The sequence below is a fragment of the Streptomyces sp. NPDC101160 genome, from assembly GCF_044768205.1.
GTDB lineage: Bacteria > Actinomycetota > Actinomycetes > Streptomycetales > Streptomycetaceae > Streptomyces.
On sequence record NZ_JBIWPJ010000002.1, the window covers coordinates 398721 to 420943 of the forward strand.

The window sequence follows — 22223 nt, forward strand, 5'->3', positions numbered from 1 at the left end:
TCGGGGGTTTCCCGGGCTTGCTAACGTCGGTGTGTGACGCCTTGCTCGGAATGCGGCTTCGTGTACGACCTCGCCCAGGGCCCTGGAGTCCCGGCGCTCGCCAGAAGTCTCGCGGACGACTACGCCGGGCTCCTGACGGCGGAGCCGTCGGTGCTGCGGCGGCGTCCGGCGCCGCAGGTGTGGGCGCCGCTCGAGTACGCCTGCCACATGCGCGACGTGCTGCTCGTCCAACGGGAACGCCTGCTGGCCGCGCGGCGGTACGAGACGCCGGTCGCCGAACCCATGGGGCGTGACGAACGGGTCGAACACGACGGATACGCGGAGCAGGAGCCTGTCGACGTCGCCCGCCAACTCCGGGACGCGGCACAGCTGTTCGCCCGTTCCCTCGACCGCCTGCCGGCCGCCGACTGGGAGCGCACGCTGATCTACACCTATCCCGAGCCGACGGAACGCTCCCTGCGCTGGCTCGCCGTGCACACCCTCCACGAGCTGCGCCACCACCTGCTCGACATGCGCCGCCAGCTGGAGCGGCACGGGTCCGCCGCCCCGCGGCTCGGCGTGCCGGAGGCGTAGGGCGGCCTCGGTCAGGGCGTCAGCGGGGTGAAGAGGTTCTCCTCCGCGTGGTCGAGGAGGAAGCCGTTGTCGAGGCGGACGCGCACGGTCACCCGGGTGCGGCGCTGCTCGTACGCGTGCCACTCCGGCTCCAACGCCGCCACCTGCTCCTCCAGTTGCCTCCTACTGGCGGGCGGCATCTGGGGGCCGTAGGCGTCGAGGAGGGACGCGAGCCGGAGGTATTCGCGCGCCTCGGGAGTCTCGTCGCGGAGGTGCTCGGTGACGCGCTCGACGGTGCCCTCGTTGCCTGCCGCGAGGAGCAGGGAAGGCCCGTCGAAGTCACCGGCCAGGGGCAGCTTCAGCTCGCTCGCCAGCCGCACGCGCCGGCCCTCGTCCAGTGTCATGCCCCCATTAGGCCACATCGGCGCCCGGACGCTCCCGCAAGCCCCCACAGCCCCCGGCGGGACGAGCGGACCGGGTGCCGGGGCGGCGTACGGCCCGCTCTGCGGGGTCAGGGCTGTGGGGTCCCGCCGCGGCGCTGGTCGCTCTCGTTGCGGAGGTCGGTGGTGCGGCGGGTGAGGGTGTCGACGCGCGCGGCCAGGTCGGGGGGCAGGGGGGGATGGGCCGTGTGGGTGCGGGCGAGGGGTTCCAGGAGACCGGCCGGGTCGACGTCCGCCAGGGCCTGGCTGAGGTCGCGCCGCAGGCCGCCGGCGAGGTTGTCGAGGGAGCTGATCTGCGCGGCGAGCAGGCGCAGTTCGGCGGCGTTGTCGCGGGCCCAGCTCGTGACCGAGCGGTCGGCGGCGCGGCGGTCCCGGGTCGCCTGGACGCGCTGCTCGCCGGTGGCGCCGGGGCGGCCGGGGCGCACCCGCAGATAGCGGCGCTCCGCGGCCTGCCGGCTCGTGACGCCGAGGGGCTCGGCGAGCTCGGCCCAGCTGGCGCCCGCGTCCCGGGCGGCCTCGATCAGGCCGGGCTCCCAGCTCGCGAGCTGCTCGCGCAGCTCCCGCAGGAGCAGCAGCGCGGCGAGCGCCTCCTCGGAGGAGGCGCTCGGAGGCGCTGCGGGGGCGGCCGCGGAACGGGCCGCGCGGACCGTTTCGTCGATCGCGGCGAGGGCCGCCAGGGCGGCACGGAAGGTGACGGGGTCGTCGCCTTCGGTCATTCGGATCACACTCCCGGACGTCGTCATTCCGTTGACGACACCACTTGTCGTCCATCCGTTGACATGTTACAACGGTGTCAGGTGAAGCGCATTGGCAACCAAGCCTGGACCGATGGAGGTGTTTCACGATGTTGATGCGCACCGACCCGTTCCGTGAACTCGATCGCCTGACCCAGCAGATGCTGGGGACGACCGGCACGTGGTCACGTCCCGCCGCCGTCCCGATGGACGCCTACCGCGAGGGCGACGCGTACGTGATCATGATGGATCTGCCGGGCGTCTCGCCCGACGCGATCGACATCGACGTCGAGCGGAACATGCTGACGGTGAAGACCGAGCGCCGGCCGGTCGCGAAGAGCGACGACGTGCAGATGGAACTGTCCGAGCGGCCTCTCGGCGTCTTCTCGCGCCAGCTGATGCTGGCCGACACCCTCGACACCGAGAAGATCTCGGCGGACTACACGGCGGGCGTGCTCACGCTGCGCATCCCGATCGCAGAGCGGGCGAAGCCCCGCAAGATCACCATCAGCGACGGCGGCAGCCGCAGGGAGATCAGCGGCTGAGCCGGCACAGCGGGCCGGGCGCGGAGGGCGGCCGTCTCCCCCTCCGCCGTCCCTCCGCCCCGGCCGTCACCCCGTGGAAGAGCCGTCACCCCGTGGAAGAAGGGGCCGCGTCATGAGACTGCGATGGCAGACGTTCCTCGACCAGGTGCGGGAACGCGGTGACTACGGAACGGAGCACGAGGCCGAACGCGTCTCCCGGGTCGTGCTCGCACTCCTCGGCGCCCACCTGGTGGGCGACGTGCGGGCCGCGCTCGCCGCCCGCCTGCCGGAGACCTTCGCCGTCATCCTGCTCAACCCGCTCCAGGCCGGCGAACCGCTCTCGCCGGAACGCTTCGTGCGCGCGACGGCCGCCTGGATCGAGGGAGCCACCGAACGGACGGCGGCCTGGGACGTCAGCGCCGTGCTCAGCGTCGTCGCCGACGCGGCCGGCGAGGAACTCACCAGCCGGATGCTCCTCCAGCTCCCACCCGGATACGACCTCCTCTTCGGCCGGCCGAACCTGCCCGACTGAGCCCGGCCCGTCCCGTCGACACCTGTTCGCTCCGCCCGGCCCCGACCGCCGGGCCCGAAGAGAACGGCGACTGACCGCCATGACCCTGCAGACCGAGACCACGACCCCCGCCGTGTCCGCGAACGGCCACGGCGGGGCCTCCTACACCGGCCTGCTCGAACGCGTCCGATACGAGGGTGCCTACCCCACCCGCGACCGCGCCGAGCAGGCGGTCCGCTCCGTCCTCGCGGCCCTGGGACGCCAGCTCGTCGGCGACGAGCGCGTCGAGCTCGCCGCCTGTCTTCCCTTCGAGGCGGCCCTGGTCCTCACCGCCCAGGTGCCCGCCGTCACCCCGCTCACCGGCTGGGAGTTCATCAAGGACCTCGCCGAGCGCACCGGCGGCGGCCTGGCCACCACCCGCTGGGATGTCGGAGCGGTCCTCGCCCCCGTCTCCCGCCTGGCCGGCCCCGAGCTCACCGACCGGGTCATCCGGCAGCTCCCCTCCGGCTACGCACTCCTCTTCGGCAAGGCCGATCTGCGCCCCGCCGCGCGTCCGTAACGAACGCGAAGGAGAACGCGCGTACGGGCGGGGGCGGTGGAGGGGACGGGTGGTGCGAAGGTGCCGGGCGGCGTGCGGCGAGGGTGCGGTGCGCGCCCTCGCGCACGCCCGCGCAACGGGATTCCGCTCAGGAGGGACGGCGCCTCGTTGAGGCGGGCCGCGGGCGGGTGGAGGAGGCTCCGGTCCGGTTCCGGGAGGGACGGCGGGCGTGCCGGGGCGGCGAGTTTCGGCCAATCATCCCCGGACCGACCCGGGGTGGGTGATACCAGACTCCCGTGCTCTACGGGTAAGTTTGCCAACTGCGCACCGCACCCGAACGGTTGACGACTACAGTGGCTGCCTGGTGATCATCGGTAGGCTCATCACACCCACGTAGGACACCTCCCCCGTAGTGCACCCCCGTAGTACGCCGAATCCTGGGCACGTACCAAGGACACTCATGTCTCAACTTCGCGCACCCGCCGCGCGGTCCGACCGCCGCGAGGGCGGGCGGCACGGCCGGTCAGGCGCCCGCGCCGCCGTCGGCACGACCGGCGCCGGCCCCGCTCAGCAGCCCGCGCCGCTCCCGACCGAGGCGCGCATACGCCCCCAACTCCTGCGTACCTCCGTCCTTCCGGCGGTCGCGGTGGCGCTCGGCGGCGCCGCCGCCGTGCTGTTCACGATCCGTTCCACCGGCGCCCCCATGACGCCCGGCCTGTGGGCCGCGCTCACCGGCGCCGCCGCGCTCACGGTCGCCTCGGTGACCGCCGCCGCGCTCGGCGCCGACCGGGCCGCCAAGGCGGTGCTCGACCGGGCCACCGCGCTGCGCCGCACCACGGCCCGCGACCAGAGCGAACTGCGGACGATCGTCGAACAGTTGCGCAGGGGCGAGAGCCTCGCGCCCCGGCCCGCACTGCCCTCCGGCGGCGCCCACGACGAGTTCGACAAGCTCGCGCAGGAGCTGACCCGCTCCCACGAGGCCGCCGTGGCCTCCGTGGTGCAGGCGTCGCAGCTGTCCAGCAGCGTCGGCAACGAGCAGAAGGTCGAGGTCTTCGTGAACCTCGCCCGCCGGCTCCAGTCCCTCGTCCACCGCGAGATCCAGCTCCTCGACGAACTGGAGAACGAGGTCGAGGACCCCGAGCTGCTCAAGGGCCTGTTCCACGTCGACCACCTCGCCACCCGCATCCGGCGGCACGCGGAGAACCTCGCCGTCCTCGGCGGTGCCATCTCCCGTCGCCAGTGGTCGAACCCGGTCACCATGACCGAGGTGCTGCGCTCCTCCATCGCCGAGGTCGAGCAGTACCCGCGCGTCAAGCTGGTGCCGCCGATCGACGGTACGCTGCGGGGCCATGCCGTGGCCGACGTCATCCACCTCCTCGCCGAACTCGTCGAGAACGCGACGCTGTTCTCCGCACCGCACACCACGGTGCTGCTGCGCGCCCAGTACGTCACGGCCGGCCTCGCCATCGAGGTCGAGGACCGTGGCCTCGGCATGCCCGTCGACGAGCAGAACAAGATGAACGCGCTGCTCTCCGACCCCGACCAGGTCAACGTGGCGCACCTGCTCCAGGACGGCCGCATCGGACTCTTCGTCGTCTCCGCCCTCGCCCGGCGCCACGGCATCGCCGTACGCCTCCAGTCGAACATCTACGGCGGCGTGCAGGCCGTGCTCGTCCTGCCGCAGGGCCTGCTCGGCGCCGACCCGGAGGGCCTCGCCCGCCGCGAGGGCCAGGCCCAGGACCAGGCGCAGGTGCACGCGCAGATGCAGGGCGTCCAGACCCAGGCCGTCCCGCTCACCGGCGCTCCCGCCGCGAAGCCCGCGCCCCAGGCACCCGCCGCCCCGGCCGCGCCCGCGCCCGGCCCCGTACCGGCGCAGGCGCCGAACCACGCGCCGGCCCAGGCACCGAACCACGCGCCGGCGCCGGTCCACGCCCAGGCGCACACCCCGCACCACCAGCCGCGCACCTCCGCGCACCCGTCGGCCCCCCAGCCGGCCGGCGCCCCCGCCGCGGCTCCGCTCACCGCCCCGTTCACGGCCCACGCCGGCTCCCCGTACGGCAGACCCGGCCTGTCCGGGGTACCGTCCCAGCCCACCCCCACCCCCGCCGAGCCCCCCCGGCCCGGCACCGCTCATCCCGCTCCGGCCCCCGGCGAGGTCCCCCCGGCCCCGCGCTCCGGAGCACCCGGCAGGCCCGACCTCCCCAAGCGGCGCGCCCAGGAACACCTCGTCCCGCAGCTGCGCGACGAGCCCGCGGTTCGCAAGCCCGAGGAGCACGCCCTGCACGACCCGGGCCTGATGGCCGCCTTCCAGCGCGGTATCGGCCTCGCAGAATCCCAGCCCCCTGCCCCCCGCGAACCGCTGCGTCCCGATGACGCGCACAAGGAGTAGATGCACCATGGCGAGCAATGCGCCGAACGGCCATTCCGCGGATCTCGACTGGCTGCTGAGCGGCCTGGTCCAGCGGGTCCCCTACACCCGCAACGCCGTACTGCTCTCCTCCGACGGCCTGGTCAAGTCCGTCCACGGTCTCGACCCCGACGCGGCCGACCACATGGCCGCACTCGCCTCCGGCCTCTACTCGCTCGGCCGCAGCGCCGGCGCGCGTTTCGGGGACGGCGGCGAGGTCCGCCAGGTCGTGGTCGAGCTGGACTCCACGCTGCTGTTCGTGTCCACCGCCGGCTCCGGCACCTGTCTCGCGGTGCTCGCCGGCCGCGAGGCCGACGCCGCCGTTCTCGGCTACGAGATGGCCATGCTCGTCAAGAGCGTCCGGCCGTATCTGGTCACTCCGGCCCGGCAGGCCGCGGGCATGGTGGGCGGCGCGGGACAGTGACGATCGGGTCCCACCAGGAAGGACCCTGGCTCGACGACGCGGCGGGCCGGCTGATCCGTCCCTACACCGTCAGCGGTGGGCGGACCAAGCCCACCGCCGCGCTCGACCTGCTCTCGATGGTGATGGCGACCGGCACGGCACCGCAGCCGCACATGGGTCCCGAGCACAGCCTGGCCCTCGGGCTGTGCGGCGGGCCCACCTCGGTGGCGGAGATCGCGGCGCACTTAAGGCTCCCGGCCGTCGTCACCAAGGTCCTGCTCTCCGACCTCGTGGACTGCGGGGCGCTCACCGCCCGGGCGCCCCGCTTCCACGCCAATCCAACCGACCGTTCCTTGCTGGAGGCAGTGCTCGATGGCCTACGACAACGGCTCTGAGCGCCACGACCGGGGCCCCGACGCTCCCGGCGGCTTCGCGGCCGACCCCTTCCCCACCGCGCTGAAGATCCTGGTCGCCGGCGGGTTCGGGGTGGGCAAGACCACCTTCGTGGGCGCGGTCAGCGAGATCGAACCGCTCAGCACCGAAGAACTGCTGACCTCGGTCAGCGCGGCCACCGACAGCCTGGAGGGCGTGGAGTCCAAGACCACGACCACGGTCGCGATGGACTTCGGGCGCATCACGCTCGACGACCGCCATGTGCTCTATCTGTTCGGCACCCCGGGCCAGGAGCGCTTCTGGTTCATGTGGGACGAACTCTCCGAGGGAGCCCTCGGCGCGGTCGTCCTGGCCGACACCCGCCGGCTCCAGGAGTGCTTCTCCGCCGTCGACTTCTTCGAGCGGCGGGGCATCACCTTCGTGGTGGCGGTCAACGAGTTCGACGGCGCCTTCCGCTACGACCCGGACGAGGTACGGGCGGCCCTCGACCTCAAGCCCACCGTGCCGGTCGTGCTCTGCGACGCCCGGATCTCCAGCTCCGGAATCCGCACCCTGCTGACCCTCGTCCAGCATCTGCTCACCACCATCCCGGCCGCCGTGCCGAGCTACGGAGTCACGCCATGACCTACGACCCGACCGGCCACATGCTGCTGACCCCGATCGACAAGGACGCGCCCGCCCGGGTGCGGCGGCTGCGCGAGCTGGGCCTGGGCGAGCAGCCGGACCCGGCGTTCGACGAGTTCGCCCACCGCCTCGCGGAGGTGACCGGAGCCCCGTACTCGATGGTCAACTTCATCGACGAGAACCGGCAGTTCTTCGCGGGCCTGCACACCCCGGCCGGTACGCACTCGGGCTCCGACCTCGGCGCCAACGCGGCGGGCGGCGGCGTCGGCCGCTTCATGGCCCGCGACCACGGCTACTGCCCGCATGTGGTGGTGCGCCGCAAGGCCCTCGTCCTGGAGGACGTCTGCGACTACCCGCGCTTCGCGGGCAACCCGGTCGTGGACGAGATCGGCATCCGCTCGTACATGGGCGCCCCGCTCATAGACCGCACGGGTGTGGCGCTCGGCACGATCTGTGTCGTCGACACGGACGTACGGCCCTGGGGGCGGGCCGGTCTCGAGACGATCAAGGCGATGGCGGCGGAGCTGGTGGAGCAGATCAACCGCCGTGAGGACGGCCTGATCTGACGCCTGCTCGCGGATGTCGTACGGGTGCCCCGGGGTTCGGCTTCGTCGCCGGACTCCGGGGCACGGTGCTTCTGCCGGCCGTGTCAGCCGGGCCGTCAGGCGGCGTGGACGGGCTCCGGGGCCGGCGTGCGGACCACGTCGGAGAGCCGCTCCGACCAGCTGCCCTTGTCCTGGCCGAGGGCGACCTCGGCGAGGCGCAGGAGCTGGATGTCGGACGTGCCGGCGGGCGCGAAGATGTGGTGCGCGTCGCGGAGGTAGCGCTCGATGGGCCGGTCGGTGAAGAGGCCGGCGGCGGCGTGGATCTCCATGGCGTTGCGGCCGGAGTCGATCGCGGACTCGACGTTCACCAGCTTGGCGTTCATCAGCTCGGTGTCGCAGGACAGGCCTTGGTCGAGCAGATGCACCGCGTGGTAGGCGGCGAGCCGGGCCGTCATCAGGCGCGACTGCATCTGCCCCAGCTTCAGCTTGACGGTGGGCAGCGCGGCGAGCGGCTTGCCGTAGCGGATGCGCTCGGTGGCGAAGCGGGTGGTCTCCTCCAGGATGGCCTGGTGGATGCCGAGCGACACGGCCGTGAGGTTGGCCCGGCCGTAGAGCACGCTGGAGGAGTACGCGACGGAGAGGCCGTCGCCCTCGTCGCCGAGCCGGTTGGCGGCCGGCACCCGGCAGTTCTCGAAGATGAGCTCGCCGAAGCTGAAGCCGTGCAGACCCATCGAAGCCTGCTGCGGACCGGTCCTGAACCCCGGGCGATCGGATTCGACCAGGAAGGCGGTCAGTCCCTTCGAACCGGGACCGGTCCGGACCACGACACCGTGGAGGTCGCCGACGTGGCTGTTGCCGACGTACACCTTGCGGCCGTTGAGGACGTAGTCGTCGCCGTCACGGACCGCGCTCGCCTCCATGCCGAGGACGTGGCCGCCGGACTCGTACTCGGTGACCGCGATGGTCGGCAGGCACTCGCCGGCGGCGATGGCCGGAAGCCAGGTCTTGCGCTGCTCGTCGCTGCCGAAGTGGACGATCTTGGCGGTGCCCAGCTGCGACGCCTGGACCATCGCGCCCATCGCGCCGCTGACCCGGGACAGCTCCTCGATGATGATCGTCTTGGCCAGATGGCCGGCGCCCATGCCGCCGTACTCGTGGCCGATCGTCGCTCCCAGCCAGCCCTGTTCGGCGATCAGCCGGGACAGCTCGTGGTGCACGGTGCGCGACGCTTCCATCTCCGGTATCCGTGGCCGGACCTCACGCTCGGCGAAGTCCCGTACCGTCTCCCGGAGCTGATGATGCAGCCGACTGCTGAAGTAGCCGTCCATTCGAGTCCTCCCCTGCGAAAAGCCTGCCCGTCGAGTGGTCCGAGCAGGTGGAGCATCGGCAGTGGTCCCGTCCCGAACAGGCCGACCACTTCATGGTGTTGATCTTTGGGGGGCGGATCAATATCGCCACCAAGGTTGTCCGAAACAGGACCGGTTGACGTTTGATTCCGGCTGTGTTTCGCGTGGTCTTGGCCTGCTCGGTCCGGCGGGAAGGGCATTCCCCAGGAGCTTCTTTCTGCCACATGCCAACGGCAAGAGATTCCGGGGCATAGGGAAGCGAGGGCGTCGCGGTCGCCCCATACGTCACTTCATCACCCGAACAGGTGGCATTCCGGAAGCGCGCCAGGGCCCCGGCACCCCGGAACCGCACGGATTCCGGGTCGCTGAATCCTTCATCGGGGGCTTGGCAGGGGCCCGGCGGGGGCGCGTGGGAGCGCGGAGGCGGCGCAGGGGCGTATTACGGAGAGTGAGCGGTTGATGTCACGGAGCGTGTACGCGGGCGCACGCTGCTGTGGCCGGCTGTCAAAGGCGTTCGTGAGCACCCGTGGAAGTGCGGTATTGTTCTCATGCGCGTTCGGCCAGGGAAACCCCAGGTCAGACGGGCACCGGGACGTGGCGCAGCTTGGTAGCGCACTTGACTGGGGGTCAAGGGGTCGCAGGTTCAAATCCTGTCGTCCCGACTGTGCGGAAACGCAGTCGGAGGCCGTTCTCTCATCCACGAGAGGGCGGCCTTTCGTGTGTCCGGGGTGGAGCGACCCCGGGAAGAGCCGTCCGCGGTCTCCGCCGATTCGGACGATGCGTAACCGGCGGTGTGCCTGGGGTGACGAGCGAGCGGGCCATGAACAGTGGGGTCGCCGTGGCGGCGGTGCTCATTCTGGTGGAGGCACCGTGCCGACGACGCGGAGCACGGTCCAGACGATGCGGCGGAGCGAGGGCCGGGCGCCGGCCTGGTCCTGGCGCGCCGCGCCGGTGTCATCGGTCTTGACGCCCTCCGCGTCTTCTTCAGCGCCGAGCGAGCCGGGACTCCCAGACCGCGGTACCGCCGTCGGGAGGCCGCCAGGTGAGCCGCGTGACGAACGGTCCGGTGCCCTCGGCGCGCTGTTCGGGCAGCGTCGACCACGTTCCCCTGGACACCCCTCGACTCTGCCAGAGCTCATCGGAGGCGGCCCGGTGCCGGGGCGCGTGTCGGTCCGATCAGGTGGCCTGCCGAGTTTCTCACCGACGGGTCATCGAGTGCCAGAAGCCTTGTCAGGTGGACCGTGCCGTACGTCGTTTCCGGTCCGTCTCGACGGTGAAGCGCCGCCACACCGGCGCGGGCATCACGATCCGGCCGTGCTGTCCCTGCCGCGGTTCCGTAATGCCGAGGAACCGCCAGAAGTCCTCGAAGACCAGGGCATTCCCGCGGGTCCACCGGTCGCCCGGCCTGACGTGCGTGTCCCACGCGAGCTCGTCCTCCTCGTCCTCGGGAAAGGGCGAGAGGTAGCCGGCGGCATGGCGGAGGTCGAGGGAGAGTGCGGGGAAGGCCGCGACCAGGATCTCGGGCCGTCCGGTGGTGTCCTTGCCGGGGAAGAAGTCGGTCGGATCGCACCAGTGGACGAACTGGTCGAGCACCACGCCCGCGTCGAAGAGCTCGTAGCCCCACATGTCGCCGTCGTGGACGAAGGTCAGGAGCCCCGGACAGCCGAGCGCTCGGGAGACGTGCAACTGCGCCCGGCGGCGCAGGTCCCACTCCCAGCCGCGGGTCCAGCTCAGCTGGGTCCACCCGTTCCACCCGGTGAAGAGCGTGTAGGCGTCATGGCTGTCGTGTTCCTCGGCCGACAGGAAGGCGAGCCGGTGCCCCTCGGTCGTCCAGAACTCCTCCAGGGCGTGCAGGACGCCCTCGTGGTCCTCGGTGAAGAAGCTGTTGTCGCGCAGGAACAAGCCCATCCGGGCGACGGTACCGGTGCCGGCCCCACGGCCGGGCACCGGAGTCCGCCGCCCGGAGCGGGTCCGGCTGCGGCCGGTCAGGAGGCGTCCGCCCGGGCCGGCTGCTCGGGCACGGTGCCCGTCGGAGTCTGCGGCGCCGGCGCCGAAGCGGGGTCGAGGTTGCGGGCCGCCCGGTCGAAGTAGCGGAGCAGTTCCACCGGGAAGGGCATCACCAGCGTGGAGTTCTTCTCCGCGGCCACCTCGACGACGGTCTGGAGCAGTCGCAGCTGCATCGCCTCAGGGGTGTCGGACATGATCCGTGAGGCGTTGGCGAGCTGCTGTGCCGCCTGGAACTCGCCGTCCGCGGTGATCACGCGGGCCCGCCGTTCGCGCTCCGCCTCGGCCTGCCGGGACATCGACCGCTTCAGCGACTCCGGAAGCTGTACGTCCTTGATCTCGACCCGGTCGATGTGGACGCCCCAGCCGGCCGCCGGACTGTCGATCATCAGGGCGAGTCCTTCGTGCAGGCGCTCCCGGTCGGACAGGAGGTCGTCCAGGTCGCTCTTGCCGATGATGGAGCGCAGGGACGACTGAGCGACCTGGCCGACGGCGAAGGCGTAGTCCTGCACCTCGATCGCGGCGCGGGCGGGATCCGTGACCCGGTAGTAGACGACCGCGTCGACCTTGACCGACACGTTGTCCCTGGTGATGCCTTCCTGTGTCGGGATCGGCAGCGTCGCGACCTGGACGTTCACCTTCCGCATGCGGTCCGCGACGGGGATCAGGAAGGTGATGCCCGGCTGCCGGTGGCCGGGCAGCGCCTTTCCGAATCGGAACACGACACCACGCTCGACCTGATTGATCACGCGCATCCCGCTGCGGAGCAGCAGCAGGAGGAAGACGACCCCGATGACGACTCCGACCAACGCGCTCTCCATGGCGCCCTCCTTCGTGTAACCGCTTCGACACGGGTCAGGACGCCCCAGAGGGACGCGCGGATGCGTCTACTGCGTCAGGAACACGTCAAGATCTTGGGGGTGGAGCGTGATCGGCTAGGCCGCGACCGGCTCCGGCAGCGCCAGATGCAGGACGGCCGGGCGCAGGACGCGCAGTTCCTGGCGCCAGAGCTCGTGGACCAGGACCGCCCACAGGGCGGCGGCCGTGTCCGGGGCGGGGTGTCTCGCCTGGGTGGAGATCAGGTTCGAGATCGCCGTCCGGTCCCAGCGTTCGTCGAGATGGGTCTCCCGGAGGATGTCCTGGGCGAGGTCCATCAGCGCGGAGCCCGGCCGCAGCAGCTCGTCGGCGCCGACGTCGGTGCTGCGCGCGCTGCGGCGGAGCGTACCGGCCGGAAGATAGCGCTGGGCTGTCTGAAAAAGGGGAGTATCGCCTGTTGTCGGGCGTGAGAGGAGGGTCCTGGCGAAAGCGGAAACGGCGGGCTGGAGATAGGGGAAGCGCGCCTCCACCGACCACGCGGTGCTCACATGATCGATCTGGCGGAGATGGTGGGCGGGCAGCCGCCAGCCGGTCTCCACGGCGGCCAGGGTGCTGAAACGGTCCGCGCCTCCGGCGTGCAGGGTCTCGGCGAGCCGTTCGGCGGCGGAGCCCCGGAAGCGCAGGTAGTCGCGGTAGTCGGCGCTGTAGAGGGAGGTCCGGACGGAGCGCGGCACACTGGCCAGGGCATCCAGGTACGGGCCGATCCACGGCCGGTCCGGCGGTGTCGTGAGGGCGCGCCGCATGCGCTCGTGCGCGCCGAACAGCTCGCCGGCTCCGGCGGACGTCAGTGCGACCGTGTAGCCGGCGCTCCGGATGGCCCGGAAGAGGGCGTAGCGGCCCGGGGCCGCGGGATCCGCGTGCGGCTGGCCCAGGTGCCAGATGGTGCGGGGCAGGAGTTCCACCAGTTCGTCGGGGTCGAGGACGACGTCGTGATGGAGGGTCCCGCTCCGCCGGGCCGCCGCGCAGACGGAGGAGTGCCAGCGGCCGCGGTACACCACGTGGAAGCTGTGCAGCGGGCTGCCGTCCAGCTCCCTGAGCTGGCGGGTCGCCATGGCGTTGACGAGATGGGAGTCCGCGCCTTCCGTCACCACGCCGCACACGGGCACGTCGGCGCGGGTGAGCCGGGCCATCTCCCCGCGCAGGATGTCGCCGAGATCCGCCGTCCCGTCCGAGACCGGCCCTGTGGCCGGGGCAGTGGTCCGGGCCGATGCCGGGGCGGTCGCCGGAGTCGTACGGCGGTGCAGGCGCAGCCCGTCGAATCCGTTCGCGACGGCCGTGGTGCCGGGCGGCAGGGTCCTGATGCCCTCCAGGGCCGTGCGGTCGTCGGCGCAGGTGCCCACGGACAGGTACTCGTCCAGGGCGGCGGCCCGCTCCACCGCGGGCACCTGGCCGAAGGCGAGCAGGCCGGGCAGCTCGGAGGCGAAGCGCACCGCGCCGTCGGGAGCGGTGTGGTGGTAGAGCGTCTTCATGCCGTGGTCGTCGGTCGCGAGCACGAGGCGCGGCCGGCGACGCAGGTCGATCACGGCGATGGCGAACATGCCTTCCAGGTGCTCGGCGAAACGCGTGCCGTGCTCGGCGTACAGGGCCGGCAGGACGGAACCGTCACAGATGTCGGTGAAGACGTGCCCACGGGCCCGCAGCCGGCGGCGCAGCTGGTGGTGGTTGTAGATCTCGCCGTCGAAGACCACCGCGATGCCCGGGAGCCGCGGACATCGGTAGGGCTGGGCCCCGCCGCACGGATCCAGGACGGCGAGTCTGTTGCAGCCGAGGGACCATGTGTCGCCGCGCAGCACGCTGGTGCCGTCGCGGCCGCCGTGCAGTTGCCGCCCGGCGACCGCGTTCAGTTCCACCGCGCTGTTCGGTGCGCCGAACGCCCCGAAGATCCTGGACACACACACACTCCTTCAGCTCATTGCTCGCCGCCCGGTCCGAGGGCGCGTACATCGGGATCAGGTCGGGATCCGGTCGGAATCAGGCCGGGATCAGGCCGCGATCAGCCCGGGATCGTGCCGGGATCAGAAGGACTCGCCCGCCATGCCGGCGGCGAGCGTGGTGCCGTCGGCCGGGTCGATGAGGAGGAACGAGCCGGTACGGCGCGAGTCCGCGTACGAGTCCAGCGCGAGCGGCTCGGCGGTGCGGACCGTGACCCGGCCGATGTCGTTGGCGACGAGCTGCCCCGGGGCCGGGTGTTGGGAGAGGTCGTCCAGGGTGAGCCGGGACGGGATGTCCTTGACGATCGCCTTGACCGTGCGGGTGGTGTGCTTGAGCAGCACCCGCTGGCCCACGGTGAGCGGCTGGTCCGCCACGTGGCACACGGTCGCCTCGATGTCCTGGCTGCCGGCGGGCACCGCGTCGGCCGGGACGATCAGTTCTCCGCGCGAGATGTCGATGTCGTCGGCGAGGAGCAGCGTGATCGACTGCGGCGCCCACGCCGTCTCCACGCGGGTGCCGAGCAGGTCGATCCCGGTGATCGTCGACGTCCGGCCCGACGGCAGTACGGTCACCTCCTGGCCGACGCGGAAGATCCCGGCGGCGATCTGGCCCGCGTAGCCGCGGTAGTCGGGGTGCTCGGCGGTCTGCGGGCGGATCACGTACTGCACCGGGAAGCGGGCGGGCCGGCCGGCGACGTCGTGGCTGATCTCGACCGTCTCCAGGTGTTCCAGGACGGTCGGGCCCGCGTACCAGTCCATGGCGGTGGACGGCTCGACCACGTTGTCGCCGAGGAGCGCGGAGATGGGAATGGCCGTGATCTCCGGGACGCCGAGTTCGGAGGCGTAGGTGGTGAACTCCTCGGCGATGGCGGCGAAGACGGACTCCTGGTAGTCGACCAGGTCCATCTTGTTCACGGCGAGGACGACGTGCGGGACGCGCAGGAGGGCGGCGACGGCGGCGTGGCGGCGGGTCTGCTCGACGACGCCGTTGCGGGCGTCGACGAGGACCACGGCCAGCTCGGCCGTCGAGGCGCCGGTCACCATGTTCCGCGTGTACTGCACGTGACCGGGGGTGTCGGCCAGGATGAACCGGCGGCGCGGGGTCGCGAAGTAGCGGTAGGCCACGTCGATGGTGATGCCCTGCTCGCGCTCGGCGCGCAGGCCGTCGGTGAGCAGCGCCAGGTCGGGGGCGTCCTGGCCGCGGGAGCGGGAGGCGTGCTCGACGGCTTCCAGCTGGTCGGCGAGGACCGACTTGGAGTCGTGCAGCAGCCGGCCCACCAGGGTGGACTTGCCGTCGTCGACGGAACCGGCGGTCGCGAAACGCAGCAGGGTCGTGGTCTCCGGGTCGGAGCCGTGCGTCATCTGGTCGGTGGACGTGCTCATTTAGAAGTACCCCTCGCGCTTGCGGTCTTCCATGGCGGCCTCGGACAGCTTGTCGTCGGCGCGGCTCGCGCCGCGCTCGGTGAGCCGGGACGCGGCGATCTCGCTGATGACCTGCTCGACGGTCGACGCGTCGGACTCGACGGCGCCGGTGCAGGACATGTCGCCCACGGTCCGGTAGCGGACCTGGCGGGTGACGACCGGCTCGTCCTCGCGGGGGCCGCCCCAGTCGCCCGCGGTGAGCCACATGCCAGAGCGCCGGAACACGTCACGCTTGTGGGCGAAGTAGATCTCCGGCAGCACGATGTTCTCGCGGGCGATGTACTGCCAGACGTCCAGCTCGGTCCAGTTGGACAGCGGGAAGACGCGGACGTGCTCACCGGGGGCGTGCCGGCCGTTGTAGAGCTGCCACAGCTCGGGGCGCTGCCGGCGCGGGTCCCACTGCGAGAACTCGTCGCGCAGGCTGAACACCCGTTCCTTGGCGCGGGCCTTCTCCTCGTCGCGCCGCCCGCCGCCGAGCACCGCGTCGAAGCCGTGGATCCGGATGGCCTCGGTCAGCGGCACGGTCTGCAGCGGGTTACGGGTGCCGTCCGGGCGCTCCTTGAGGACGCCGCGGTCGATGTACTCCTGCACCGAGGCCACGTGGAGGCGGAGCCGGTGCTCGGCGACCACGCGGTCGCGGTACTCGATGACCTCGGGGAAGTTGTGCCCGGTGTCGACATGCATCAGGGAGAAAGGTGCCGGCGCGGGCGCGAACGCCTTCAGCGCCAGGTGGAGCATGGTGATGGAGTCCTTGCCACCGGAGAAGAGGATCACCGGCTTCTCGAACTCGCCGGCCACCTCGCGGAGGATGTGCACGGCCTCGGACTCCAGGGCGTCCAGATGGCCGAGCGTGGCGGGGCGGTCGGCCTCCCGCGCCGGCGAGGACGTGATCGTGGTCATGCGAGCTCCCTCTCGGTGAGCAGTGTGTGCAGCGCGGCCAGGGACTCCTGCACGGTCTGCTGGTGCGAAGCGATGCGCAGGTCGGGCGATTCGGGTACCTCGTAGGGGTCGTCGACGCCGGTGAGCCCGGACAGCTCGCCCGCGGCCCGCTTGGCGTACAGACCCTTCACGTCTCGTTCGGCGCACACCTCGACGGGTGCGGACACATGGACCTCCAGATAGGGCGTGTCCGACGCCTCGTGGCGTTTTCGGACGGCCTCGCGCTGGTCCGCGTACGGCGCGATCACCGGCACCAGGACCAGCACGCCGTTGCGGGCGAGGACTTCGGCGACCAGGCCGATGCGCTGCACATGGGTGTTCCGGTCCTCGCGGCTGAAGCCGAGCCCCGCGGAGAGGGTGGTGCGGATCTCGTCGCCGTCGAGCACCTCCACCCGTCGTCCGTCGGCGCGCACGCGTTCGGCCATGGCGTGCGCGATGGTCGTCTTTCCCGAGCTGGGCAAGCCGGTCAGCCAGACGGTCGCGCCCGGCCAGCAGGTGCAGATGCCGTTCTCTCTCATCAGATCTCTCTTCCGTCGGTGGTGTCCGTCGGTGGTGCTCAGAGCATGCGCAGCACAAACCCGCTTCGCGGCTTGGGACCGAATGAAGTCGACTTGTAGGGAACGCGCCCGCCGGCCATGGCGATGGCCCGCACGTCGGAGAAGTCCGGGGGCTTCAGGACGACCGCGGTGCCGTTCCTGCGGCGGGCCCGGTCGACGGCCTCGCGGGCGCCGTGGACATACGCTATATCGGAATCATCGGAATGGTCCCAGACCAGTTCGATGAACAAGGTGTGCAGAATCGCGGAATCAAGGTTTCGCCATTCCGGCGGAGCCGCCCCGGACATCGCGAGTTCAATTGCCAGCCGGTCGACGTCGGTCACCAGGAAGTGGCGATCCCCGTCACTGATCAGAAAAGATATGCCGTCCGGCGGGGTGTATTCAAGGAGACGAAGGGCGGACTCGAATTCACGGGGCGTCTCCTGGACCCGGCACACGCCCTTGGCCCGCTCGACGGCTTCCGCCAGGCACAGGTCCGGCAGGACGCGGTGAATGGCCCGCAGTCGCGGCGGATAGGCGGCCGAGTCCACGAGCAGGGCGAGTCCGTAGTGCCACGCCTCGTCGTGCGCGTGCTCCGCCCGCAGCCGCTGGTACGCCGCGTAGCGGTGGTGGCCGTCCGCGATCAGCGCGGCCCGGTCGCGCAGGTCCCGGGCGATGGTCGCGTGCGCGGCCTTGTCGGTGATGCGCCAGAGCCGGTGCGTCCGGCCGTCCTCGGTGGTCACCCGGACCATCGGACGGCGCCGGTCCGCCACGGCGTCGACGACCTCGCTCGCCGCGCCGCCGCCCTCGTACACGCAGAAGAGGGGCTCCATGTCGGCGGAGGCGGTGCGCATGAACTCAGCCCGGTCCGGAATGGAGGCGGCGAAATGCTCCTCGTGCGGCAGCACCCCGGAGGACGGATCGTCGCTCACGTGGAGCGCGCCGATCAGCCCGCGCTGGATCACGGTGCCGGCCTCGCTCTGGTCGTACACGAACAGCGCCGGCTCGGCGTCCGTGGCCAGTACGCCTTCGGAGAGCCAGCGGCGCAGCGTCACCCGCGCCCCGGCATTCCGTCCTGCTTCCGCTGATATGTCCGCGTCGGGCTGGATTATCTGCCGGACGTTGTACGGACTGACCGGCCGGCTCCCGTCTTTCGGGTACTCCTCGGGAAGCGCCGTGACACTCGCCAGATCGCCGACCACGTCCGGCACAAAGCGTGTGGCTCGAAAAGGTATCAGATCCATTCGCACCTCCTCACGGAAAAATGGACATTCTTCGACCGGATTTCGCCCCGTTGAGCGAACGGCGCCACCGGGCCTTGACATGTCAAGTAGGGGTCATGGACGATTGGCCGTCGTTCCGGCATTCATCGAAACGCGAAAGTAGGGAACGGCAGTGCCCCAGGCGCACTCGACATCGAGCTCCTCGACGAGCGAATCAGATTCCGGCGAATCAATTCCCCGGGCCGGCCGCAACGAATGGCTGCTGGTCTTCTTCACCGCCATGACGAACATGGCGGACGCCATCGCCCGGGTGGCCCTGCCGCTGCTCGCGGCGAAGATGACGCAGTCGCCGAGTCTCATCTCCGCCGTGGGTGTCCTCATCACGCTCCCCTGGTTGCTGGCCGCACTGCCGGTGGGCGTTCTCGTCGACCGGGTCAGCCGGCGCACGCTCATGGTCGTCGCGGAGGCGATCCGGCTCTGCGCCATCACGTCGCTGTTCGCCTCCGTCCTGCTCGATGCCAAGTCGCTGCCGGTCGTCTACGTCGTCGCGCTCGCCATGGGCACGGCGGAGGTCCTCGCGCTCACCTCCGGCGCGTCCATCGTTCCGGCGGCCGTTCCCAAGTCCCGCTGGGAACCGGCCACCGCGCGCATCACCGCCATGGAGTACCTCTGGAAGCAGTTCCTCGGCGCCCCCGTCGGCGGCTTCCTGGTGGCCTCGGGCTTCGTCCTCGCCTTCGGCGTCAGCGGTCTCGTGTACGCCGCCGGCATGGTGCTGCTGACGCTGCTCGTCGGCGACTTCTCGCCGAAGCCGGCCGGCGGCGCCCAGGCCCGGCCCCGGCAGCCCATCCGCGTCGAGATCCGGGAGGGACTCGACTTCCTCTGGAAGAACCGGCTGCTGCGCACGATGGCGCTGCTCATCGCGGTCATGGCCGGCTGCTGGAGCGTCTGGCTCGCCCTCATCCCCGCGTACGCCGCCGCTCCGGGCCCGCTCGGACTCAGCCCCCGCCAGTACGGCCTGCTCCTCACCTGCCTCGGCGTCGGCGGAATCGTCGGCACGCTGCTGGTCGGCCGGGTGAACCGGCTGCTCGGCCGCCGCTGGTCGATGTTCGTCGACATCATCGGTTCCTTCTTCCTCGTCGCCGCTCCGGCCGTGCTTCCCTCGGTCAAGGGGAGTGCCGTTCCCATCGCCTGCGCCGCGTTCGTCGCCGGCGTCGGCGGCACCATGTGGACGGTCAACGCCCGGGTGATCATGCAGACGTTCGTCCCCGATCACCTGCTCGGCCGGTTCAATGCCGCCTACCGCCTCATCAGTTGGGGCACCGCCCCGATCGCCGCGGCGGTCGGTGGCCTGGTGGCCCAGTTCGTCAACTACCACGTGGCCTTCGGTGTGTTCGCCGTGCTCTGCGCCCTGCTGGTCATCCCCTACCTGCGGGTGGTGACCGACAAGGCCCTGGCCGCCGTCGACACCCCGCGGTCCGACACGGCGTCCGCCGAGGGCTGATCCCCGACGCCGAACTCGCCGTTCGCGAAGAGCAGCGGCGCGGCGCGGCGCATCTGGTCGAACGAGAGCACCTCGCCCACGAGGATCACGTGGTCGCCACTGGGATGCGCCGCGTGCAGCCGGCAGTCGAAGAACGCCAGCCCCTCGGCGAGCACCGGGCAACCGGTGGCCGGCCCCGCGAACATGGTCTCGCCGCCGAACGAGGCCAGACCGGTCGGCCGCCGCGGGTTGGCGAACCAGCCCGCCTGGTACTTCTGGTCGGCCGCGAGCACGGTGACCGCGAAGATCTCCGACTGCTCGATCGCGGTCAGCATGCGCGAGGTGTTCTGCAGACTGACCAGGACGAGCAGCGGGTCGAGCGACACCGTCGAGAACGCGTTCACCGTCACTCCGAGGGGCACGTCGTCCGTCAGACTGGTGACGACGACGACGCCCGTCGCGAAACGGCCCGCGGCGCTCCGGAAGGCCGACCGCTCGGCTGAGCTCAGAGCCGAGGTCGCCTCGTTACCATGGGTCATCCCCGATTCCTTCCACAGGAGGAGTGCAGCCGGACATGCGCATCACGCGGACGAGTCCACTCACCGTCGAGAACTGGTCGGACCTGGAGGATCTCTTCGGTGAACGCGGCGCATGCGGCGGCTGCTGGTGTATGTACTGGCGTCTCACCCGCGCCGACTACGAGTCCGGTGACGCCAACCGGCGGGCGTTCCACGCGCTGGTGAAGGACGGCGAACCGACGGGTCTGCTCGCCTACACCGAGGACGAGGCGAACGGCGGGGAACGCGCGATCGGCTGGTGCGCCGTCTCGCCCCGGTCGGCGTTCGCCCGCCTGCGGACGGCCACGGTGGGCCGCGGCGGCGCCGACGAGCCGGGACGCTGGTCGGTGCCCTGCTTCTACGTCCGCGCCGGACACCGCCGGCAGGGCAGCGCGGACGTCCTGCTCGCCGCGGCCTGCGACTACGCGAGCGCCCACGGCGCCGAGGTGATCGAGGGCTATCCGACCACGAGCCCGAAGGCGGCGGCCTCGGACCTCTACGTCGGCACCCGGGGCCTGTTCGAGCGGCAGGGCTTCACCGTGGCGCGCCGGCCCACCGCCAACCGCCTGGTGATGGAACGCCGTTGCGCCTGAGCTCGCCGACGCGTCCGGGCTCATAGGTCCCTCTGGAGCTCGGCCGCCAGCTGCCGGCGGTCCGTCTTGCCGTTGGCGTTCACCGGCAGCATCGCGCGCCGGTGGTAGCGCTCGGGCACCATGTACGGCGGAAGCCTCGTGGCGACCAGGTCGGTGAACTCCTCGTCCGGGACCTCCGTGCCCGTGTAGACCGCGTGCAGAGCGGGCCCGCCCGGGCCCGGCACGGCGAGGACCACCACGTCCTGCACCTCGGGACGGGCCCGCAGCACATGCTCGATCTCACCGGTCTCGATCCGGTAGCCGCGGATCTTCACCTGGTCGTCGAGCCGGCCCAGATAGACGAACTGCCCGTCCTCGACGCGCACCCGGTCGCCGGTGCGGTACCAGCTGCCGGGCCTCACCGCGTCTCCGTCGAGGACGCTCGACCGGTCACCGTCGTAGGCCACGAACCGGCCCACGTTCTGCCGCGGATCGAGATACCCGTCGAACCGCTGGTGCCCGCGCAGGCACAGCTCGCCCTCGTCGGCGGCGCGCCCGGAGTCGTCGAGGACGACGCCGTCGAGCAGGTCGTGCACCGTGCCGATCGGCACGGTGCCGTTAGGCGTCCGCGGCCAGCGCGCCCGGTCCGCGGGCAGCCGGTACGCGGTGCACGAGATGGTCACCTCCGTGGGCCCGTACAGGTTCTCGATGACGCTGTGCGGCGCCGCCTCGGCCCATGCCGCGGCCTGTTCGAGCGTCAGCGGTTCGCCGCCGAAGAGGGTGTGCCGCAGGGTCGGCAGGCTGCCCGCCGCAAGTCCGCGCAGCCGCCGGGCGATCGAGATCACCGACGGCACCGAGAACCAGTGCGTGATGCCCTTCGCCGCGATGAACCGCGTCGGCATCATCAGCTCGCGCGACTGCGGGACGACCAGGGTGGCACCCGAGCACCACGCGACGAACATGTCGAACACCGACGGGTCGAAGGTCAGGTCGAAGGACTGGGACAGCCGACTGCCCGGGCCCGCCTCGTACCGCTCGATCCACCACGGGACGTACCGGGCCAGCTGCCGGTGCCGGATCGGCACGCCCTTGGGCCGGCCGGTGGAGCCGGAGGTGAACAGGACGTACGCGACGTCGTCCGCGGCGCCCTCCGGGGGACCGGACCAGCGCGGTCCCGCCGCCACCTCGTCCCGGGTCGACGCGTCCAGAAGGACCGAGGCCGGGCCGCTGCCGGAGCCCTCGCCGGACCGCTCGGTCACCACGACGTCCACGTCGGGCCGGTCCGTCACGACGACGTCCACGCCCGCCGCCCGGCAGACGTACGCGTTCCGCTCGGCCGGGAACGCCGGGTTCAGCGGCACCACCGTGGCCGCCAGGCGCAGCGCCGCCAGATAGCCGGCGTACGCGGCGGGCGTCCGGGCCGCCAGGATCCCCACGGCCCGGGGCGGCCGGCCGGCCACCGACACCAGTCGGTGCGCGAGCCGCTCGGCGAGGTCGAGCAGCTCCCCGTAGGTGAGCGACTCGCCGCCGACCTCCAGGGCGGTCAGCCGCGAGTGACGCAGGGCGCTGTCCCGGAACCACGTGAACAGCGTTCCGTCCGGATCTGTGTGCTGGTCCACACCGGGCCTTTCATGAGTCGGGCGGTCGGGCGGGCGGTCGGGTGGGC

Annotated in this window: 25 protein-coding genes and 1 tRNA gene; 12 read left to right on the top strand and 14 right to left on the bottom strand. The window is 71.5% G+C overall.

Annotation, left to right across the window (positions count from 1 at the left end):
- Nucleotides 1-33 precede the first annotated feature (33 nt).
- Nucleotides 34-573 (top strand): DinB family protein, encoded by a 540-nt coding sequence (locus tag ACIRSU_RS07400; protein WP_403789755.1) that lies wholly within the window; start codon nt 34-36, stop codon nt 571-573.
- Nucleotides 574-584: 11 nt separating this feature from the next.
- Here ACIRSU_RS07400 and ACIRSU_RS07405 read toward each other — a convergent pair whose 3' ends face one another.
- Both ACIRSU_RS07405 and ACIRSU_RS07410 read right to left on the bottom strand, forming a co-directional pair.
- Nucleotides 585-956: a hypothetical protein gene (locus ACIRSU_RS07405; RefSeq protein WP_403789756.1), complete on the bottom strand. Its 372-nt coding sequence runs from the start codon at nt 954-956 to the stop codon at nt 585-587.
- Nucleotides 957-1063: 107 nt separating this feature from the next.
- Entirely contained in the window at nt 1064-1708 is a 645-nt protein-coding gene (locus ACIRSU_RS07410) for a type III effector protein (RefSeq protein WP_403789757.1), read from the bottom strand.
- 128 nt (nt 1709-1836) lie between these two features.
- Between ACIRSU_RS07410 and ACIRSU_RS07415 the strand changes: the two genes are divergently transcribed.
- From ACIRSU_RS07415 to ACIRSU_RS07450, 8 genes are all read left to right on the top strand, one after another.
- Nucleotides 1837-2271 carry an Hsp20/alpha crystallin family protein gene (locus ACIRSU_RS07415; RefSeq protein WP_403789758.1) on the top strand — a complete coding sequence of 145 codons (435 nt, stop codon included), beginning with the start codon at nt 1837-1839 and terminating at the stop codon, nt 2269-2271.
- 112 nt (nt 2272-2383) lie between these two features.
- Nucleotides 2384-2782 carry a DUF2267 domain-containing protein gene (locus ACIRSU_RS07420; protein WP_403789759.1) on the top strand — a complete coding sequence of 133 codons (399 nt, stop codon included), beginning with the start codon at nt 2384-2386 and terminating at the stop codon, nt 2780-2782.
- Between the two features lie 79 nt (nt 2783-2861).
- Nucleotides 2862-3320 carry a DUF2267 domain-containing protein gene (locus ACIRSU_RS07425; protein WP_403789760.1) on the top strand — a complete coding sequence of 153 codons (459 nt, stop codon included), beginning with the start codon at nt 2862-2864 and terminating at the stop codon, nt 3318-3320.
- A 439-nt stretch (nt 3321-3759) separates the two neighbouring features.
- A complete protein-coding gene (locus ACIRSU_RS07430) occupies nt 3760-5688 on the top strand; it encodes an ATP-binding protein (RefSeq protein ID WP_403789761.1) in 1929 nt (642 codons plus the stop codon).
- Between the two features lie 7 nt (nt 5689-5695).
- Nucleotides 5696-6130: a roadblock/LC7 domain-containing protein gene (locus ACIRSU_RS07435; RefSeq protein WP_403789762.1), complete on the top strand. Its 435-nt coding sequence runs from the start codon at nt 5696-5698 to the stop codon at nt 6128-6130.
- A gap of 2 nt (nt 6131-6132) precedes the next feature.
- On the top strand, nt 6133-6504 hold the full coding sequence (locus ACIRSU_RS07440; protein ID WP_389210360.1) for a DUF742 domain-containing protein: 372 nt from the start codon (nt 6133-6135) through the stop codon (nt 6502-6504).
- Nucleotides 6482-7126, top strand: coding sequence for a GTP-binding protein (locus tag ACIRSU_RS07445; RefSeq protein WP_403789763.1), 645 nt, complete (start codon nt 6482-6484; stop codon nt 7124-7126). Before ACIRSU_RS07440 ends, ACIRSU_RS07445 begins: the two co-directional genes overlap by 23 nt.
- The gene (locus tag ACIRSU_RS07450) at nt 7123-7692 is read left to right on the top strand and encodes a GAF domain-containing protein (RefSeq protein WP_403789765.1); all 570 of its coding nucleotides are present in this window, start codon (nt 7123-7125) and stop codon (nt 7690-7692) included. The genes ACIRSU_RS07445 and ACIRSU_RS07450 overlap by 4 nt, the downstream gene beginning before the upstream one ends.
- A 95-nt stretch (nt 7693-7787) precedes the next feature.
- Here the strand turns inward: ACIRSU_RS07450 and ACIRSU_RS07455 are convergent, their stop codons facing one another.
- The gene (locus ACIRSU_RS07455; RefSeq protein WP_403789766.1) at nt 7788-8999 is read right to left on the bottom strand and encodes an acyl-CoA dehydrogenase family protein; all 1212 of its coding nucleotides are present in this window, start codon (nt 8997-8999) and stop codon (nt 7788-7790) included.
- A 606-nt stretch (nt 9000-9605) separates the two neighbouring features.
- Here ACIRSU_RS07455 and ACIRSU_RS07460 point away from each other — a divergent pair.
- Nucleotides 9606-9679 (top strand) — tRNA-Pro (locus ACIRSU_RS07460).
- A 322-nt stretch (nt 9680-10001) separates the two neighbouring features.
- Here the strand turns inward: ACIRSU_RS07460 and ACIRSU_RS07465 are convergent.
- The 9 genes from ACIRSU_RS07465 to ACIRSU_RS07505 all read right to left on the bottom strand — a co-directional run bounded on the left by ACIRSU_RS07465 (nt 10002) and on the right by ACIRSU_RS07505 (nt 18230).
- Nucleotides 10002-10133, bottom strand: coding sequence for a hypothetical protein (locus ACIRSU_RS07465; RefSeq protein WP_403790236.1), 132 nt, complete (start codon nt 10131-10133; stop codon nt 10002-10004).
- Nucleotides 10134-10247: 114 nt separating this feature from the next.
- On the bottom strand, nt 10248-10925 hold the full coding sequence (locus tag ACIRSU_RS07470) for a hypothetical protein (RefSeq protein WP_403789767.1): 678 nt from the start codon (nt 10923-10925) through the stop codon (nt 10248-10250).
- Between the two features lie 77 nt (nt 10926-11002).
- Nucleotides 11003-11842 (bottom strand): slipin family protein, encoded by an 840-nt coding sequence (locus tag ACIRSU_RS07475; protein WP_403789768.1) that lies wholly within the window; start codon nt 11840-11842, stop codon nt 11003-11005.
- 114 nt (nt 11843-11956) lie between these two features.
- Nucleotides 11957-13789 carry an asparagine synthetase B family protein gene (locus ACIRSU_RS07480; protein WP_403789769.1) on the bottom strand — a complete coding sequence of 611 codons (1833 nt, stop codon included), beginning with the start codon at nt 13787-13789 and terminating at the stop codon, nt 11957-11959.
- A 123-nt stretch (nt 13790-13912) separates the two neighbouring features.
- Nucleotides 13913-15211 (bottom strand): sulfate adenylyltransferase subunit 1, encoded by a 1299-nt coding sequence (locus tag ACIRSU_RS07485; RefSeq protein WP_403789770.1) that lies wholly within the window; start codon nt 15209-15211, stop codon nt 13913-13915.
- The gene (cysD, locus tag ACIRSU_RS07490; protein WP_403789771.1) at nt 15212-16150 is read right to left on the bottom strand and encodes a sulfate adenylyltransferase subunit CysD; all 939 of its coding nucleotides are present in this window, start codon (nt 16148-16150) and stop codon (nt 15212-15214) included.
- Nucleotides 16147-16707, bottom strand: coding sequence for an adenylyl-sulfate kinase (gene cysC, locus ACIRSU_RS07495; RefSeq protein WP_403789772.1), 561 nt, complete (start codon nt 16705-16707; stop codon nt 16147-16149). The genes cysD and cysC overlap by 4 nt, the downstream gene beginning before the upstream one ends.
- Before the next feature lie 38 nt (nt 16708-16745).
- Complete coding sequence (locus ACIRSU_RS07500; protein WP_403789773.1) at nt 16746-17969, bottom strand: DUF1015 family protein; 1224 nt, start codon at nt 17967-17969, stop codon at nt 16746-16748.
- Nucleotides 17970-18062: 93 nt separating this feature from the next.
- On the bottom strand, nt 18063-18230 hold the full coding sequence (locus tag ACIRSU_RS07505) for a hypothetical protein (protein ID WP_403789774.1): 168 nt from the start codon (nt 18228-18230) through the stop codon (nt 18063-18065).
- Here ACIRSU_RS07505 and ACIRSU_RS07510 point away from each other — a divergent pair.
- Nucleotides 18229-19449, top strand: coding sequence for an MFS transporter (locus tag ACIRSU_RS07510; RefSeq protein ID WP_403789775.1), 1221 nt, complete (start codon nt 18229-18231; stop codon nt 19447-19449). The genes ACIRSU_RS07505 and ACIRSU_RS07510 overlap by 2 nt on opposite strands.
- On the opposite strand, the gene ACIRSU_RS07515 is transcribed toward ACIRSU_RS07510, so the two are convergent.
- The gene (locus tag ACIRSU_RS07515; protein WP_403789776.1) at nt 19371-19967 is read right to left on the bottom strand and encodes a flavin reductase family protein; all 597 of its coding nucleotides are present in this window, start codon (nt 19965-19967) and stop codon (nt 19371-19373) included. The two genes, ACIRSU_RS07510 and ACIRSU_RS07515, sit on opposite strands and share 79 nt — an antisense overlap.
- Nucleotides 19968-20002: 35 nt before the next feature.
- Here ACIRSU_RS07515 and ACIRSU_RS07520 point away from each other — a divergent pair, with 35 nt between their 5' ends.
- Entirely contained in the window at nt 20003-20578 is a 576-nt protein-coding gene (locus ACIRSU_RS07520; RefSeq protein ID WP_403789777.1) for a GNAT family N-acetyltransferase, read from the top strand.
- A gap of 20 nt (nt 20579-20598) precedes the next feature.
- Here ACIRSU_RS07520 and ACIRSU_RS07525 read toward each other — a convergent pair whose 3' ends face one another.
- Entirely contained in the window at nt 20599-22176 is a 1578-nt protein-coding gene (locus ACIRSU_RS07525; protein WP_403789778.1) for an amino acid adenylation domain-containing protein, read from the bottom strand.
- Nucleotides 22177-22223: the final 47 nt, after the last annotated feature.

What these genes read in the sequence shown, in the direction of transcription:
- ACIRSU_RS07470 (WP_403789767.1), bottom strand. Translation starts at nt 10,925, where the DNA reads ATGGGCTTGTTCCTGCGCGACAACAGCTTCTTCACCGAGGACCACGAG.
- ACIRSU_RS07505 (WP_403789774.1), bottom strand. Translation starts at nt 18,230, where the DNA reads ATGGCGGTGAAGAAGACCAGCAGCCATTCGTTGCGGCCGGCCCGGGGA.
- ACIRSU_RS07475 (WP_403789768.1), bottom strand. Translation starts at nt 11,842, where the DNA reads ATGGAGAGCGCGTTGGTCGGAGTCGTCATCGGGGTCGTCTTCCTCCTG.
- cysC (WP_403789772.1), bottom strand. Translation starts at nt 16,707, where the DNA reads ATGAGAGAGAACGGCATCTGCACCTGCTGGCCGGGCGCGACCGTCTGG.
- ACIRSU_RS07415 (WP_403789758.1), top strand. Translation starts at nt 1,837, where the DNA reads ATGTTGATGCGCACCGACCCGTTCCGTGAACTCGATCGCCTGACCCAG.
- ACIRSU_RS07455 (WP_403789766.1), bottom strand. Translation starts at nt 8,999, where the DNA reads ATGGACGGCTACTTCAGCAGTCGGCTGCATCATCAGCTCCGGGAGACG.
- ACIRSU_RS07425 (WP_403789760.1), top strand. Translation starts at nt 2,862, where the DNA reads ATGACCCTGCAGACCGAGACCACGACCCCCGCCGTGTCCGCGAACGGC.
- ACIRSU_RS07435 (WP_403789762.1), top strand. Translation starts at nt 5,696, where the DNA reads ATGGCGAGCAATGCGCCGAACGGCCATTCCGCGGATCTCGACTGGCTG.
- cysD (WP_403789771.1), bottom strand. Translation starts at nt 16,150, where the DNA reads ATGACCACGATCACGTCCTCGCCGGCGCGGGAGGCCGACCGCCCCGCC.
- ACIRSU_RS07445 (WP_403789763.1), top strand. Translation starts at nt 6,482, where the DNA reads ATGGCCTACGACAACGGCTCTGAGCGCCACGACCGGGGCCCCGACGCT.
- ACIRSU_RS07500 (WP_403789773.1), bottom strand. Translation starts at nt 17,969, where the DNA reads ATGGATCTGATACCTTTTCGAGCCACACGCTTTGTGCCGGACGTGGTC.
- ACIRSU_RS07410 (WP_403789757.1), bottom strand. Translation starts at nt 1,708, where the DNA reads ATGACCGAAGGCGACGACCCCGTCACCTTCCGTGCCGCCCTGGCGGCC.
- ACIRSU_RS07420 (WP_403789759.1), top strand. Translation starts at nt 2,384, where the DNA reads ATGAGACTGCGATGGCAGACGTTCCTCGACCAGGTGCGGGAACGCGGT.
- ACIRSU_RS07520 (WP_403789777.1), top strand. Translation starts at nt 20,003, where the DNA reads ATGCGCATCACGCGGACGAGTCCACTCACCGTCGAGAACTGGTCGGAC.
- ACIRSU_RS07405 (WP_403789756.1), bottom strand. Translation starts at nt 956, where the DNA reads ATGACACTGGACGAGGGCCGGCGCGTGCGGCTGGCGAGCGAGCTGAAG.
- ACIRSU_RS07430 (WP_403789761.1), top strand. Translation starts at nt 3,760, where the DNA reads ATGTCTCAACTTCGCGCACCCGCCGCGCGGTCCGACCGCCGCGAGGGC.
- ACIRSU_RS07450 (WP_403789765.1), top strand. Translation starts at nt 7,123, where the DNA reads ATGACCTACGACCCGACCGGCCACATGCTGCTGACCCCGATCGACAAG.
- ACIRSU_RS07485 (WP_403789770.1), bottom strand. Translation starts at nt 15,211, where the DNA reads ATGAGCACGTCCACCGACCAGATGACGCACGGCTCCGACCCGGAGACC.
- ACIRSU_RS07510 (WP_403789775.1), top strand. Translation starts at nt 18,229, where the DNA reads ATGACGAACATGGCGGACGCCATCGCCCGGGTGGCCCTGCCGCTGCTC.
- ACIRSU_RS07515 (WP_403789776.1), bottom strand. Translation starts at nt 19,967, where the DNA reads ATGACCCATGGTAACGAGGCGACCTCGGCTCTGAGCTCAGCCGAGCGG.